This is a genomic window from Streptomyces sp. NPDC041796, from assembly GCF_055590785.1.
In genome coordinates this window covers 388,370-403,509 of sequence record NZ_JBVJAH010000008.1, presented here as the reverse complement: position 1 = coordinate 403,509, position 15,140 = coordinate 388,370, and the positions used below count along the sequence as shown (strand labels likewise).

General features: G+C 71.8%; 14 protein-coding genes. 11 read left to right on the top strand and 3 right to left on the bottom strand.

All coding sequences use genetic code 11. From position 1 onward, the window contains the following. Positions 1–107 precede the first annotated feature (107 nt). Entirely contained in the window at positions 108–908 is an 801-nt protein-coding gene (locus ACZ6C1_RS19320; RefSeq protein WP_469242305.1) for a DUF1206 domain-containing protein, read from the bottom strand. A gap of 209 nt (positions 909–1,117) precedes the next feature. On the opposite strand from ACZ6C1_RS19320, the gene ACZ6C1_RS19315 reads away from it, so the two are divergent. The 5 genes from ACZ6C1_RS19315 (at position 1,118) to ppk2 (ending at position 5,801) form a co-directional block, all read left to right on the top strand. Beyond that, positions 1,118–2,719 (top strand): sigma-70 family RNA polymerase sigma factor, encoded by a 1,602-nt coding sequence (locus ACZ6C1_RS19315; protein WP_469242304.1) that lies wholly within the window; start codon positions 1,118–1,120, stop codon positions 2,717–2,719. Positions 2,720–2,957: 238 nt separating this feature from the next. After that, positions 2,958–3,176 carry a hypothetical protein gene (locus tag ACZ6C1_RS19310; protein WP_469242303.1) on the top strand — a complete coding sequence of 73 codons (219 nt, stop codon included), beginning with the start codon at positions 2,958–2,960 and terminating at the stop codon, positions 3,174–3,176. Positions 3,177–3,265: 89 nt separating this feature from the next. Continuing rightward, positions 3,266–3,964: a helix-turn-helix transcriptional regulator gene (locus ACZ6C1_RS19305; protein WP_469242302.1), complete on the top strand. Its 699-nt coding sequence runs from the start codon at positions 3,266–3,268 to the stop codon at positions 3,962–3,964. A gap of 32 nt (positions 3,965–3,996) precedes the next feature. Further along, positions 3,997–4,536 (top strand): DUF3291 domain-containing protein, encoded by a 540-nt coding sequence (locus ACZ6C1_RS19300; protein ID WP_469242301.1) that lies wholly within the window; start codon positions 3,997–3,999, stop codon positions 4,534–4,536. Positions 4,537–4,805: 269 nt separating this feature from the next. Beyond that, the gene (gene ppk2, locus ACZ6C1_RS19295; RefSeq protein WP_469242300.1) at positions 4,806–5,801 is read left to right on the top strand and encodes a polyphosphate kinase 2; all 996 of its coding nucleotides are present in this window, start codon (positions 4,806–4,808) and stop codon (positions 5,799–5,801) included. Positions 5,802–5,815: 14 nt separating this feature from the next. Here the strand turns inward: ppk2 and ACZ6C1_RS19290 are convergent, their stop codons facing one another. Next, positions 5,816–6,400 carry a hypothetical protein gene (locus tag ACZ6C1_RS19290; protein ID WP_469242299.1) on the bottom strand — a complete coding sequence of 195 codons (585 nt, stop codon included), beginning with the start codon at positions 6,398–6,400 and terminating at the stop codon, positions 5,816–5,818. A gap of 175 nt (positions 6,401–6,575) precedes the next feature. Then, the gene (locus ACZ6C1_RS19285; RefSeq protein ID WP_469242298.1) at positions 6,576–7,124 is read right to left on the bottom strand and encodes a DUF1062 domain-containing protein; all 549 of its coding nucleotides are present in this window, start codon (positions 7,122–7,124) and stop codon (positions 6,576–6,578) included. Positions 7,125–7,483: 359 nt separating this feature from the next. Here ACZ6C1_RS19285 and ACZ6C1_RS19280 point away from each other — a divergent pair, with 359 nt between their 5' ends. The 6 genes from ACZ6C1_RS19280 (at position 7,484) to ACZ6C1_RS19255 (ending at position 15,131) form a co-directional block, all read left to right on the top strand. Continuing rightward, positions 7,484–8,149, top strand: coding sequence for a DNA alkylation repair protein (locus tag ACZ6C1_RS19280; protein ID WP_469242297.1), 666 nt, complete (start codon positions 7,484–7,486; stop codon positions 8,147–8,149). A 176-nt stretch (positions 8,150–8,325) separates the two neighbouring features. Next, positions 8,326–8,892: a methanogen output domain 1-containing protein gene (locus ACZ6C1_RS19275; protein WP_469242296.1), complete on the top strand. Its 567-nt coding sequence runs from the start codon at positions 8,326–8,328 to the stop codon at positions 8,890–8,892. A gap of 1 nt (position 8,893) precedes the next feature. After that, a complete protein-coding gene (locus ACZ6C1_RS19270; protein WP_469242295.1) occupies positions 8,894–10,456 on the top strand; it encodes a SpoIIE family protein phosphatase in 1,563 nt (520 codons plus the stop codon). Positions 10,457–10,566: 110 nt separating this feature from the next. Beyond that, positions 10,567–11,766, top strand: a complete 1,200-nt coding sequence (locus ACZ6C1_RS19265) for a PP2C family protein-serine/threonine phosphatase (RefSeq protein ID WP_469242294.1) — start codon at positions 10,567–10,569, stop codon at positions 11,764–11,766. 255 nt (positions 11,767–12,021) lie between these two features. Next, entirely contained in the window at positions 12,022–12,561 is a 540-nt protein-coding gene (locus ACZ6C1_RS19260) for a hypothetical protein (protein ID WP_469242293.1), read from the top strand. A gap of 434 nt (positions 12,562–12,995) precedes the next feature. Then, positions 12,996–15,131 carry a hypothetical protein gene (locus ACZ6C1_RS19255; RefSeq protein WP_469242292.1) on the top strand — a complete coding sequence of 712 codons (2,136 nt, stop codon included), beginning with the start codon at positions 12,996–12,998 and terminating at the stop codon, positions 15,129–15,131. Positions 15,132–15,140: the final 9 nt, after the last annotated feature.

Genomic DNA, 15,140 nt, shown 5'->3' with positions numbered 1-15,140 from the left:
CCCCCCCCCCCCCCCCCCCCCCCCCCCCCCCCCCCCCCCCCCCCCCCCCCCCCCCCCCCCCCCCCCCCCCCCCCCCCCCCCCCCCCCCCGCTGCCGTGCGCCGGGGTTCACACCCGGCGCCACACCGCCATCGCGAACGAGAACAGCCCGTACAGGGCGAGCCCCACCGCGACCGCCACGAGCAGCCACGGACCGGCCGGGGTGTCGGCGAAGGAGCGGATCGTGTCGTCGAGGCCCTTCGCCTCACTCGGCCGGTAGGTGAGCGCCGCACGCAGCACGAACCCACCCGCCACCATGAACACCAGGCCACGGGCCACTCCCCCGGCCACCCCCGTCACGTCCACGGCATTGCGGACGCGGGGGCTCATGTCGCCCAGCCGCAGGTGTTTGCGGTAGGTGCGGCGGACCGCCTGTACGACACCGACGAGGCCGGTGACCGCGATGGCGACGCCCGCCGCCGCGACGAGCCACTGCCCGGCAGGCAGTTCCAGCGCGCGTGCCGTGATGTCGTGGGACTGGCGGTCGCTCTCCCCGCCACCCCCGCTGTGGTCGCCACCGGCGAACACGAACACCGACCAGGCCACGACGGCGTAGAAGACCGTCCGGCCGCCCGCCAGCAGCCGCCGTGTCGTCTTGTGACCCCACAGTGCTTCGGTGAGCTGCCACAGCGCCATCCCCGCCAGGCCGATGCCCAGCAGCCACAGGAGCACCGACCCCAGCGGTTGCGCGGCGACCTCGGTGAGGGCGCCGCCCTTGTCGGCCTGCTCGGCGTTGTCACCGAAGGCGATCCGCAGGGCGAGCACGCCGACGAGCAGGAAGATCACGCCTCGTGCGGCGAATCCCCACCGCCCGGCGACCTCGACCGCGGTTCTGCCGCTCTTGCCCCTTGCCTTGCTTCGTACGCTCACTCGGCACCTCCCCCTCCCCGTTGCCCCGCCAAGGGGTCGGGAAACAATGGGGCGCCCCGGGGGGCGGGCCTCGTGGCACGCGAGTTGTCAGAGTGCTCGGGGTTCTTCAAGTTTTCCGTTGTTTTTCGCTGTTTCCGTTATCGCCGGCCCGCAGGCCGGTCTCCCAGGTGTCGGGCGGGTCGCCGCCCGGGGGAGAAAGGAGCCGAGAGGTGAGCCAGACAGACGAGGTACGGCTGGTCAGGGCGGCGCAGTCCGGGGACCAGCGGGCGCAGGACGAGCTGGTCTCGGCGTACCTGCCGCTCGTCTACAACATCGTCGGGCGGGCGCTGAGCGGGCACGCGGATGTGGACGACGTCGTCCAGGAGACGATGATCCGGGCGCTCGGTGGTCTGGGTTCGCTGCGGGACCCGCAGCGGTTCCGCTCGTGGCTCGTGGCGATCACCATGAACCAGATACGCGACCACCGGTTCGACCCGGCACTCGCCTCCGCCCTGCCCGAGGGGGCCGACTTCGCGGACCCCGGCGCGGACTTCGTGGACATGACGATCATGCGGCTCGGCCTCTCCGGGCAGCGGCGGGAGGTCGCCGAGGCGACCCGGTGGCTGGACGACGGTGACCGGGACCTGCTGTCGCTGTGGTGGCTGGAAGCCGCCGGTGAGCTCAGCCGCACCGAGGTGGCCGACGCCATGGAGCTGACGCCGCAGCACACCGCCGTACGCGTGCAGCGGATGAAGGCACAACTGGAAACGGCCCGGATCGTCGTGCGGGCGCTGACGGCGGTCCCGCGCTGTGTGCTGCTGGACGACGTGCTGGCCGGGTGGGACGGGCTGCCGTCCGCGCTCTGGCGCAAGCGGATCGCCCGGCACGCGCGCGGGTGCACGGTCTGCTCGGGTCACGGTGCCGGGCTGGTCCCCGCCGAGGGGCTGCTGGTGGGCCTGGGCCTGGTGCCCGTGGCCGCCGCACTGGCCGGGGGTAGTGCGGGTGACACGTTCGTCCTCGCGGGAGCCGGGAGCCCGGACGGCGGGTCCGGTACGGGTGGCCGGCGGCAGGAGCGGCAGGCCCAGGCCCGGCGCCGTCGGCAGCGCCGGGGGGCCGTGGCGGCGGCCGCACTGCTGGTGGCCGGGGGCGGGGTGGCCGGGCTGCAGTTCCTCGGGCCCGACGAGGGTGGGCGGGAGGTACGTACCCAGAACGCGGCCGAGCCGTCCCGTACGTCGCTCGTTCCCCCTTCCGCTCCGGCCCGGTCGAGCGCGAGCCCCTCGGCCTCGGCGTCACCGTCCGCCTCCGCGAGCCCGTCGCCCTCGGCGTCGACGTCCAAGAAGGCGACGCCCAAGCCCACGCCCAGCCGAACGGCGCCCAAGCCGCCCCAGGAGCCGTCCCCTTCCCGGACGCGTTCCGCCCCGCGGCCCGAGCGGCCGGAGGCTCCCTCGGGCTCGTTCGCCGAGCAGGTGACCCAGCTGGTCAACACGGAGCGGTCGAAGAACGGCTGCGGCCCGGTGAGCCAGAACGGTCTCCTGGACACGGCTGCGCGGCGCCACTCCGACGACATGGCCGCGCGCGACTACTTCGACCACACCAGCCCCGACGGCGAGGGCCCGGGCGAGCGGGTCACGGCGGCGGGCTACCAGTGGTCGACGTACGGGGAGAACATAGCCCGCGGCCAGCAGACTCCCGCCTCGGTGATGGACTCCTGGATGAACAGCCCGGGCCACCGCGCCAACATCCTCAACTGCTCGTTCAAGGAGATCGGCATCGGTATCCACGAGGGAGCGGGCGGCCCGTGGTGGACCCAGGTGTTCGGCGCGCGCGGCTGACCGGCCGGACCGGACGGGGGCCGTGCCCGGAAGGGGCGGGCCGCCGCCTGGCCGACCGGACCGGACGGGGGCCGTGCCCGGAACGGGCGGGCCGCCCCGCCGTCCGGTCCCGGAGGCCGTTCACCCGCGTGTCGTCGACGCCCGCGTACGAGGAGGAACCTTTCGCCTCTCGGCGTCGTCCTTCATGACGAGGCTGGACAGTCACAGCGTGTGCCGTATCCACGAAAGGTGAGTCGCCATGCGGGGGAACGACCTGGACAAGCTCGAGACCACCCTGGCCGACGGCCGGCGCCTGATCCTTTCGCTTCCGGAGACGGACGCGTGGTGGGCCGCCGACGGCATCAGGGCGCTGGACGCCGTCCCGGCCACGCACACGGGCCGCGGTGAGACGCCCCCGCCCCTTCCCGCACGACCGGCGCTCCCCCTCGAGGTGGCTCTTCTCGGCCTGGGCGCCTAGGGGGTGTCCGGAGGGCGTGCTCGGGCGCACCCGTGAGGGCCCCGGCCCGCCCTTCTACGTCCGACCTGCGTCGTTCCTAGAATGACCGGGTGGAAGACATCGATGCGATCGCCGCGTTGCAGGATCCGGTGCGGCGCCGCCTGTACGAGTACGTGGCGGCGCAGGGCCGTGAGGTCGGCCGCAACGAGGCCGCCGAGGCGGTCGGGGTGGCGCGCACACTCGCCGCGCACCACCTGGACAGGCTGACCGACGCGGGGCTGCTGGAGAGCGGCAGCCGCCGCCTGACGGGCCGCTCGGGGCCGGGGGCGGGCCGCCCGGCCAAGGTGTACACGCGGTCGCGGGCCGAGCGGGCGGTGTCGCTGCCCGCGCGTGACTACCGGACCGCCGCCGACCTGCTGGCCGAGGCCGCCGAGCAGGCGGGGCTGGACGCCGGGCTCTGCGCGGCGGCACGCCGCCGGGGTGAGGCCCTGCGTGGCTCGGCGGGGTCCTGCGGCAGCCTCGAAGAGGCCATGGAGCTGCTGGGTGACCGCGGCTACGAGCCGTATCTGGCGGACGTCGAGGGCGCGCACGGTGCCGAGGGGGCGTCCGGGGCGGCTCCCCGCGTCGTCCGGATGCGCAACTGCCCCTTCCATGCCGTCGCCGAACGCTTCCCACCGCTCGTGTGCGGCATGAACCTCGCGCTGCTGGAGGGGCTGCTCGGCACGGACGGTCCCGTACGTGCCCGTTTGGACGCCCGGCCGGGAGAGTGCTGCGTGGTGGTCGAACCCTCTAAGAACAACCGCCATTGACATAGAAAAGAGGGTCGTGCTGGTATGAGTCCATGACCGCACCCGTACCTGCCGCCCACCTCGCCCAACTCAACGTCGCCACGCTCCGCCATCCCCTCGACGACCCGCGCATGGCACCGTTCGTCGAGATGCTCGACCCGGTCAACGCCGCCGCCGACAGCGCGCCCGGCTTCGTGTGGCGGCTCGTCGAGGAGGGGGCGCCCGACGCCACGGGCCTGCGCCCGGCGGGCGAGGACGTCATCGTGAACCTGACGGTGTGGCAGTCCCAGGAAGCCCTCTGGGACTTCACCTACCGCAGCGGGCACCTGGAAGTGATGCGGCGCCGCCGCGACTGGTTCGGCCGGCACGTCGAGGCGCACCTCGTGCTCTGGTGGGTCCCCGCCGGTCACCTCCCGACCGTCGGCGAGGCTCTGGACCGGCTGGCGGACCTGCGGGCGCACGGGCCGTCCCCGCGCGCGTTCACCTTCGCCTCCTCCTTCACACCGGCCGAGGCCGCCGAGCACCTTGGGCCCGTACCGCCGGCCCAGCGGGGCCCGGTGCCCGGGCTCCGGCCACATCAGGCCGGGCGGTGAGCCCGGACGGCCAGGGATCCGGGCCCGCGGTGCCCGGGCGGACGGAGGTTTCCGTACGGTCGCCGACGGGCGTCAGCCTCGAGTCGTGCCGGCCGCCGACGACTCCCTCGACGTGGTGCGTGGCCTCGGGGTGGGTGACGACGTGGAGCGTGCACCCGAGTGTGGCCCCGCTGGGGGCGTCATATCCGATCGCCGTCCGCAACCATGGAAGGGACGGTTCGAGATCCTCACACGCGGTGATCCGGACGGCACCGGGTAAGGGGTGAGACATGGAGGACAACGACGCTGAGCGGCTGCAGACGGACGATCTCCTGGCGGGCCTGAGCGTGGACGCCAGCCGGCCGGAGCAGCCTGTCCTGCTGGACTCGGCCGGCGCGCCGATCCGGACGTGGCAGGAGAACTACCCGTACGACCGCAAGATCCGGCGGGCGGAGTACGAGCGGACCAAGCGCATCCTGCAGATCGAGCTGCTGAAGCTGCAGCGCTGGGTGAAGGAGACAGGAGCCCGCCTGGTGGTGATCTGCGAGGGCAGGGACGCCGCGGGGAAGGGCGGCACGATCCAGAGGTTCACCGAGCGGCTCAACCCTCGTGGTGCCCGGATCGTCGCCCTGGACAAGCCCACGGAGCGGGAGGCCGGCCAGTGGTACTTCCAGCGGTACGTCGCCCATCTGCCGGCGGCCGGCGAGATCGTCTTCTTCGACCGCTCCTGGTACAACCGGGCGGGCGTCGAGAAGGTCATGGGCTTCTGCAGCCAGGAGGAGTACGAGCTGTTCCTGCGCCAGTGCCCGCTCTTCGAGGCCATGCTCGTGCAGGACGGGATCCTGCTGGTGAAGTTCTGGTTCTCCGTGTCACGCGCCGAGCAGCGCACCCGCTTCGCGATCCGTCAGGTCGACCCGGTGCGGCAGTGGAAACTGTCACCCACCGACGTGGCGTCCCTCGACCTGTGGGACGCGTACACCACCGCGAAGGTCACCATGTTCCGCGCGACCGACACGGAGCACGCGCCGTGGACGGTGGTCAAGAGCAATGACAAGCGGCGGGGACGGCTGGAGGCGATACGCAGCCTGCTCTCACGGATCGACTACGCCAAGAAGGACGCGGAGGTCGTCGGCGAGCCCGACCCCCTGATCGTCGGTGCCGCCGACACCCTTCTCGAGCCCGGGGAGGAACCGGCCGACCTCTCACCCACCCCCCTCGCCGGTCCGCCCGCCCGTCCGGGACAGCACCCCGACGGGCCCGGCCCCACGGACGCCGGCCTCGGCTGAGCCACCGCCCCGCCCTACCGTCCGGTGCTCTGCCCGGGGTGATTCGTGCGGGGGCTCCAGCCGTCCGCCGGCGGGTTGTCGGCGGCGGAGGGCGGGAGCTTCGCGCACTCGGTGTAGCCGGTCAGGAAGAGGGACGTGGTCGAGTCGTTCCAGTCGAGGTCGAACATGTCGCCCGTCTCCGGGTCCTCGACGCGAAAGCCGTATTCGGTGAAGGTCGCGCCCTGACGGTTGCCGTCGTGGGTGAGGGTCCATCCGTCCGCGGTGAAGCGGTCGCGCAGACGCCGTTCCGTGGCCTGCGCGACGGTGGAGGGGATGTTCTCGACCGTCCAGGCCAGGCTGTACGTCACGACGTCCGGCAGCGTCTTCTCGATGCTGAAACCGCCCGCGAGGCAATGGCTTCCCGTGGTGACCCCCGCCGAGCGCACCGGTTCGTGGGGTGGCAGGGCCATGCCGTCGTAGGCCCACTGGGCCCGGTCCTCAAGGCGCTGGACGAGCACCGCCGGGTCGGCGGAGGGATGGTCCCGTTCCAACAGGGAGCAGCCCGTGGCAGCGGGGGCAGCGAGCAACAGGGCCGCCAGGAGTGCCGCGATCTTCCTCATGGGCCCACCGTAGGAAGAGCCGGGGTCGTTCGCGTGAGTACCCGTACTCAACCCCGGGCGCTCCCGTCCCGGTAGGGCGGCCCATTCCGTCCGCCCGGACAACAGTGCCTCCGCCCCGACCGCGCAGGGCCTGTCCGGCGGATCTTGCCGGACAGGCCCCGGGCCCGGGGTCGGCTCAGCGCTTGAGCGTGAAGGTGAAGTCGCCGGAGCGTTTGCCGCTCAGCCTGACGGCCGACACGAGATTCCCCTCCGTGATCAGCGTCTCGACCTCGGCCCGCGAAAGACCACAGCCTTCAGCGATCAGTCGCACCGGCCGGACAGGGATCCGGGCCGCGAAGCGGACCGAGACGTCGATCACCTCGCGGTCCAGGTGATCCGAGCCGCCTGTGTCGAGACGCCAGGCGTGCTCCCAGTCGAGGGCGATGCGATTACGGCACTGCAGGACCGGGTCCCGGAGCAGCTCGGCCGTCAGGTCAGGGTCGTTGTCGTGCAGCCGGTCCAGCAGCTCGGGCCGGACGGAACGCACGTTCATCCGCTCCAGGACCGTGAGCTTCGCGGTGTCCCCGCACGCGGTGCAGAGCACGAGGAGCCAGGCGTCGATGAGCTTGTGATGTGCGTTGACGCGGAATTTACCGCTTGCCCGGAAGCGCCCGGACCAGCACCCGTGACAGCGTCGCACGACGAGCGGAAGGCAGGTGGGCAGGACCACCCAGTTATTGAGCACAGAAGTACACCGGTTTCAGTGAGAAGTCCGCAGCAAAAAGGAGCGCGGCGCATACGCGCGACGCGCCACGAATCAGCGCTCGGGAGGTCTCACAGGGTGTACAACGGCACGTCCTTGCCCAGACGACTTGGTCGGCAGCACGGTAGTGGCGCGCAGCGGCGCCGCTCCACCGGTTTTCGAGCGCGTTGGACTGCTCAGGAGCGTCCGGCACCCGGTGACGACGACGGTCGGGCGCTGGTGCCGTGCGCCGCGTTCCGCTGACCAGCCGCCTGTCGGGGCGCCGGTGAAACCCGGCTGCCGTGGATCCCCGCCTGCGCCTCCCTCTCATAGGCTGCACCTGGACCGTGAGGGAGGCTGAAGTGGCGGAGACGACGGTGGCCGAGGTGATGGCCGAGCTGGCCGGGCTCGAAGACCCGAAGGTGCGCAAGGTCAACGAGAGACACGGTGACGATCACGGTGTGAACCTCGGCAAGCTGCGCGCGCTGGCGAAGCGGCTCAGGACACAGCAGGAACTCGCGTGCCGGCTCTGGGAGACGGGTGACACCGCGGCGAGACTGCTGGCGATCCTGATCTGCCGTCCGAAGGCCTTCGGGCGGGACGAGCTGGACGTCATGCTGCGCGAGGCGCGCACACCCAAGGTGCACGACTGGCTCGTGAACTACGTGGTGAAGAAGAGTCCGTACTCCGAAGAGCTGCGCCTGGCCTGGTCCGCGGATCCGGATCCGGTGGTCGCCGGTGCCGGCTGGGCGCTGACCACCGAACGCGTGGCGAAGAGGCCCGAGGGTCTTGACCTCGCCGGTCTGCTCGACGTGATCGAGGCGGAGATGAAGGACGCCCCGGATCGCCTGCAGTGGGCGATGAACCACTGCCTGGCTCGGATCGGGATCGAGCACGCCGGACACCGCGATCGCGCGATGGACATCGGTGAGCGGCTGGAGGTGCTCAAGGACTACCCGACTCCCCCGGGCTGCACGTCTCCGTTCGCGCCGGTGTGGATCACCGAGATGGTGCGCCGACAGCACTAGAACGGTGGCCTGAGAAGTGCCTTCTTCCGCTTCCGGGCCAAGCGTTGGGCAAGGGTTCAGCAGGGGCTGTCGAGAGGCTTATCCTCGGACCGAGGGGTCGGCGGGTGATTCCGCCCAGCCGACGACCGAGGCGCCGGCTGACCGCACGGTGCTCCACTACGTGGGAGGGAGCGGCCGTGGAGCCGGCGAGGAAAGCAGACGTGGTCCTCGACCGCGACGTGTTCATGCGCGGCCTCATCCGGGAGCTGGCGACGTCGCTGGAGTCCGTGGTCGGTCTGGAAGAAGCTTCCGGTTACATCAGTCTGGTCGGGCAGTCGGTCGGCTCCCAGATCAATGACGCGTACACCACGGCCCTCGGTGTACGGCGGCTCACCAGGGAGCAGGTCGCCGACGTCCTGGTCGATCTCAAGCAGCGCATCAAGGGCGATTTCTACATCATCTCCCAGGACGACGAGAGGATCGTCCTGGGCAGCCGCAGCTGCCCGTTCGCCGAGAAGGTACTGGGCCGGGAGTCCATGTGCATGATGACGTCGAACGTCTTCGGCACCATCGCCGCCCAGAACCTCGGTTACGCCCGTGTCGAGCTGGAGGAGACGATCGCCCGCGGCAGCTCGGGCTGCCGGGTGGTCGTCCATCTCACCCCTGAACTCGACATGGAGGACGAGCCCGGCCGCGAGTACTTCGGCGACGGACATCCGCCGGGGGCCGCCGGTGCCGCCCCGACGACCCCATCGGGGGAATGAGATGGACCTGGCGGCTTTCCGCGCCATGGCGAAGCTCCTCCCCCACGCGGTCCTGGTGTGCACCGCCTCGGGCAGGATCCTCGCCGTCAACCCCGCGACGCACCGGACGGTGGACACCCTCCGGGCCGGTGCGGACCTGCTCGATCTGGTGCTCGACGCCGAGGCGGTGTCGCAACAGCTGAAGCAGTGGCTGCGCAGTGGGTCCCCTCTCCCCGGGGTCATGACGACGCGGGACGCCGGGGGCCGTCCGGTGCGTCTGCGGTGCCACGGTGCGCGCGCCACGTGGTGGCGGGGGCCCGAGCCGGCGATCCAGCTCCACCTGTCCCGGCTCGACGTCAGCGACCGTTTCGTGGCGCTCAGCCAGCGGGTCGGCCTCATGCACCGGCAGATGGCCTACCGCCGGGCGATCGCCGAGCAGCGGGACAGGCTGCTGCGCGGCGAGACCGAGGCCCGCGCCCGGATGCAGCGTCTGTACCGGCTCACGGCCGCGCTGGCGTCGAGCGGGAATCTCGCCGAGGTGTGCGAGGCGGTGTACAAGAGCGCACCGCAGGCCCTCGACGCGGCGGATGTGACCCTGGAGCTGCACCCGCGCCGGATCGTGCCGTCTCTCGCCCCCAGCGACACGCTGCCGGTCACGACCGCTTCCTGGACGGATCTCGACCAGCTCCATGGCACGTCGCCCGCCGCTCCGCTCCCGGACACGTCGCAGCGCGTGCCGCTCGAGGCGGAAGGTGTGGTCCTGGGCAGCCTGGTGATGCATTACACCGAGGGAGCCGAGCCGGACGTCGACTACACCACGGCCATCGCCCAGCAGATCGCGCAAGCCGTGCGGCGCGCGGGGCTGTTCGAACACGAACACCGGCTGGCCGTACGGCTCCAGCGCAGTCTGCTGCCCCGCCTGCCGGAGGTCTCCGCTCTGGACATCGCCAGCGGATACGCCCCCGGTACGCACATGGTCGACGTCGGCGGTGACTGGTACGACGTCCACCTGCTCAGTGAGGACACCGTCGGCTTCACCATCGGTGACGTCGCCGGCCACGGCATCGCCGAGGCCACGGCCATGGCCCAGATCAGCACGGTGCTGCGCAGCATCTCCCGTCGGCACAGCGAGCACCTGCCGGCGGTGATGGCGGAGCTGAACGACTTCCTGGGCACGTACCACGAAGGGCTGATGGCCACCGCCTGCTACGCCACCTACCACCACCGCGACCGGACCCTGCGCTACACCCGGGCGGGGCACCCGCCGCCCCTGCTGGTCCGCGCCGACGGCTCCACCGAGTACCTGACGAGCGCGCTCGCACCGCCGCTCGGTCCGGTGCCGTTCACCCGCTACCCGCAGGCGGAGATCACCGTGCCGCCGGACTCGACGCTCGTGTTCTACACCGACGGCCTCATCGAACGCCGGGGCGAGAGCCTCGACGTCGGGCTGGAGCGCCTCGCCGGTACGGCGGCCACGACCGTCGGTCTCGACGCACAGGGCACATGTGACCTGCTCCTGCACGAGCAGCCCGATACGGACATGCCCGACGACCGGGCGCTGCTGATCGTCCGCTTTCCCGGATGACACCGGCCGGTCCCTTCATTCCTTGGGATGCATGTCGGTCGCGGCCATCGAGCCGGAGGTGAGAACCGCACAACGGGGGGAAGAAGAAGCGGCAGTGAAGGGAGGCTGCTGTGGACGGTGAAGCTCTGAGGCTCGGGGACGTGCTGGCCGAAGCGGCGGACGCTTCCCCGGTGGAGTCCGTCGACGTCGTCGCCCGGCACCTGCAGAAGCGTTTTCAAGCGGTGTGCGTCTCTTTTCTGTTCGCGGATCTGATCGGGGAGAAACTCGTCCGGCTGACCATCGCCGACGGGGTGCGGTCCGAGCGGAGCGGGGACGGGACCACGCGCCTCGGCCTGCGCGGCAGTGTGTACGAAAGGGTTCTGCTGTCACAACGCCTGCATGTGCAGCCGGACGGTGCCGGTGCCCGGCGGGTCATCGCGCCGGTCACCAACCGGGGTGACTGCATCGGCGTGCTGGAGCTGACGCTGCCGCACACGGACGAGTTGGTCCTGCGCCAGATCAGCGAGGCGGCACGGACGCTGGCGTACATCATCGTCACGGACCGGCGGTTCACGGATCTCTATCACTGCGGGCGGCGTACGACGCCGACCAGCCTGGCCGCGGAGATCCAGCACAACCTGCTGCCGTCGGCCTCGTGTTGTGAGGCGGCGCAGTTCTCCGTGGCCGGTGGCCTGGTTCCCGCCGATGACATCGGTGGTGACACCTACGACTACGCGCTGGACCGCGAAACGCTGCACCTGTCCATCACCGACGCCATGGGACACGACACCGAATCCGCCCTCCTGGCCACCCTTCTGGTCGGCGCGCTCAGGGGCGCGAGACGGGCGGGCTGCGACATCGGGGAGCAGGCGCGTCGGGCGCATCAGGCCCTGGTCGACCACGACTGCGGCATCGCCACCGGCCAGTTGTTCCGGATCGACCTGGGAAGGGGCGCTGTCCAGCTCGTCAACGCCGGTCACCCCAAGCCTCTGCGGCTGCGGAACGGGAGGGTGGAGGAGCTGGCCCTGTCCGTCAATCTGCCCTTCGGGGTGCCCTCCCCCACCGCGTACAAGGTGCAGGAGCTGGACCTGCGTCCGGGTGACCGGCTGGTCATGCTGACCGACGGGATGCAGGAGCGCGCCGCAGCCGGAGTGGACCTGCCGGCCCTGGTCCGCGACACCCGCGGCCTCCACCCGCGCGAGGCGGTCACCGCTCTGGTGGGCGCGGTGCGGACGGCGTGCCGGGACCGGCTGGCGGACGACGCCACCGTGCTGTGCCTGGACTGGTACGGCACGGACGCGGTCGGCCGGCGGGCCTCCCGGTACGCGTAGACGGTCGCGAGGGGCGTAAGCATGGCGGAATGCGCCATTCCTTCACCAGGGCACGTCCTCCCCCGCGTGCCCTTGGGTCACGGCCGCCCCTCCCCACTCCCGTAGCGCCGCACCCGGCGCATATGCGGTCGCGCGCGGGGACCGGCACGGCGCCGAAGCGGTCGCGAAAGGCGTGTGCGGTTCGAGCCGGGGAGGGGTACGGCCGTGGGAGAGGGGGCAGACGTCCCTGCCGGGCGTCACCTAGCCTCCCGCGCCATGCGCATCACACACCTCGGAAGACTGACCCTGACCGCGTTACTCGCCATCGCCGTCATGCTGGGCCTGGGCGGACCGGCGACCGCCGCCGAGCGCGCCGCCGCGGCCGACCTGACCTTCACGGTCGACCAGCAGAGCGTCACCCCGGGATCCACGGTCAACATGACCATGACGTTCACCAACACCCAGGAGACGGACATCTGGTTCGTCTACCAGTCGGTCCAGCCCACGTGGCTGACGACCCAGCGCAAGGACCTGAAGTACGCGTTCACCTCGTGCACCGCCGACGGCGTGACGTGCTCGGGGACCGGTACCACCAGCCTCGGTGTGAACTACGCCATTCCGCTCGCTCCGGGCGCCACCCGGACGGTGTCGCTCACGGTCCAGATCGCCGCCGACTCCGGCTGCAACGGGAACATCGGCTTCTACTCGTACCTCTACTACGAGTACAACGGTGGCCAGTCCACCAAGGACGGGGTCTTCACCACCCCCGAGACGCGCGTCGCCTGCGCGCCCGCAGCGACTCCCGCCCAGTCCTGAACCTCTCCCACCGGACCTCTACGGCGGCCGGCCGCGCCTCGCGCGCGACCGGCCGCCGTGCCGTTTGGCCGAAAAGCGGCCGACGGCGCAGCACCTCGCACGCTGGGACGGGCGGTGCCGCGCGCAGGGGCCGCAGTCGGCGGCCGCAAGCGATTGCTCCCGGGCCACACCAGCGTCACGCCCCACGGAGGCGAACCGGAAGGCGGGCTCCGCACACGCCTTCGAGCACCTCGCGCGACCGCCTCCACCCCGGTGGGGCACCTGCGCTTTTCCGTCATGTTCCACGTCGCGCGCACGAATCCTCCACACAGGCCGCACTATGTGACGCGTTGGAGCGGAGCGGCGACACCTCAGCGGGGTGCCCGTGACGCTGGGGGGTGGGGCGTGTCCGCCGGGGAGAGGCGGGCCGTCCCTCCGGGGAGGGACATCACCGCATGAAGCGGACCTTGCGTACGACCGCGCTCACCGTGGGCGCGCTGTTACTCGGGCTCGGGACTCCGGTGGCGCCGGCGACCGCCGCGGCGGCGGACCCGGCACCCCGCGTCGACCTGCGCGTCCTCGTCGTCTCGGACGGCGGGCCGGCCACCGCGGCGGTCGCCGCCGAACTCGACGGCGCCGGGACGCCGTACACGCTCGTCGACCTCACCCGCCCGGGCCGGCCCGTGATCGACGCGGCGTTCCTGGCCGACACGGTCGACGGCCGGCCGCGCGCGAAGTTCCAGGCGGTCGTCCTCCCCAACGACGCGCCCTTCGCGGCCGGTTCGGGCGAGATGGCCGCACTCGTCTCGTACGAGAGGACCTACGCGATCCCCCAGGTCGACGCGTACACCTACGCGCGGCCCCAGGCGGGGCTGGAGTACCCGGCGCACGGCGGCTACATGGGCTCCGTGGACGGGCTGCGCGCCGAGGTGACCGCGGCGGGCAAGGCCGGGCCGTTCGGCTACCTCGACGGCACCGTGCCGTTCGAGGACAACTCGCCCGCGGTCGGCGAGAGCTACGCGTTCCTGTCCCGGCCCGTCGCCGGTGCCGACTTCACCACCTACGTCGACGCGCCGCTGCCCGGCAGGCAGACGCGGGGCGTGCTGATCGGCGAGTACCGCCACGACGGCCGCCGTGAACTGGTGGTCACCTTCGCCTACAACCAGCACCAGCAGCAGTTCCGGCTCCTCGCCCGCGGGATCGTCGACTGGATGACCCAGCAGACCAGGCTGGGCACCTCGCGCCACTACTTCGCCGTTCACGTGGACGACGTCTTCGCCGCCGACGACCGCTGGGACACCACCTTGAACTGCACGCCCGGTGACGTGGACTGTCTGCCCGGCACCGGCACCCCGGACCCGATCCGGATGACCGCGGAGGACGTCCGGCACGCGGTCGCCTGGTCGCGCGAGCACGGCTTCACCCTCGACATGGCGTTCAACGGCGGCGGGAGCGTGGAGTACCGCGAGGAGCACGGCGGCACCGACCCGGCCGCCGACCGGCTCATCGCCGACCGCGAGGCGTTCCGCTGGATCAACCACACCTACGACCACCCGTACCTGGGCTGCGAGCAGGACGTCGGCAGCGTCCCGTGGAAGTGCGCGACCGGCCCGGACGGCTCCACGCGCTATGTGAGCCGCGCCGAGATCGACCACCAGATCGCCGGCAACCGGGAGTGGGCCGAGCGGGCCGGACTGCCGCTGCGTGCGGACGAGCTCGTCACAGGGGAGCACTCGGGGCTCCGGCTGCTCCCGCAGCAGCCGGAGGACAACCCGCACCTCGCGCCGTCGCTCACCGGCAACGGCATCGCCTGGCTCGGAGCCGACAACTCCCGCGACCCCGGCCAGCGCCGGGTCGGCTCCGCGCTCACCGTGGCCCGTCACCCGGTCAACATCTTCTACAACGCGGGCCGGGTCGCCGAGCAGGTCGACGAGTACAACTGGATCTACACCAGCCGGGCCCAGGGCGGCAGCGGCCTGTGCGAGGAACTGGCCACCACGACCTGCCTCGACGAGCCCCTCGACGCGGCGACCGGCTACACCGGGCACATCGTGCCCCTGGAGACGGGGATCGCTCTCGGCCACGTCCTCTCCGGCGATCCCCGCCCGCACTTCATCCACCAGTCCAACCTGGCGGAGGACCGCATCGGCTACCCCGTGCTCGACGGGGTCCTGAAGCGGTACGCCGCGCTCTACACGGCAGACACCCCGCTGGTGAACCTCCCGATGAGCGGCATCGGGGCCGAGTTGCGCGACCGGGCGGCATGGCAGGCCGCGGTGCGGGCCGGTGACGTCACCGCGTACCGGATCGGCGACACCGTGACCGTACGGACTCCGGAGGGACTTCCCGTCGCCGCCACCGTTCCCGCCGGGACGGTCCACGGCGACGCCGCCTTCGGGGAGCCGTACGCCGGGACCACCTCCGGGCGCGTCGAAGCCGGCGCGGACGGGACGACGTCCCTGACGCTGCCCGGCTCCCCCACCCGCCCGGACGCCGCGTCCACGGCCGCCCCGGCCCCGTACCGGCCCGCCCCGCACGCCCCCGTGCCCCCGGGTGTCACACGGCCCGTGCCGTACGGCACCGGGCGCTGACCGCCCCTC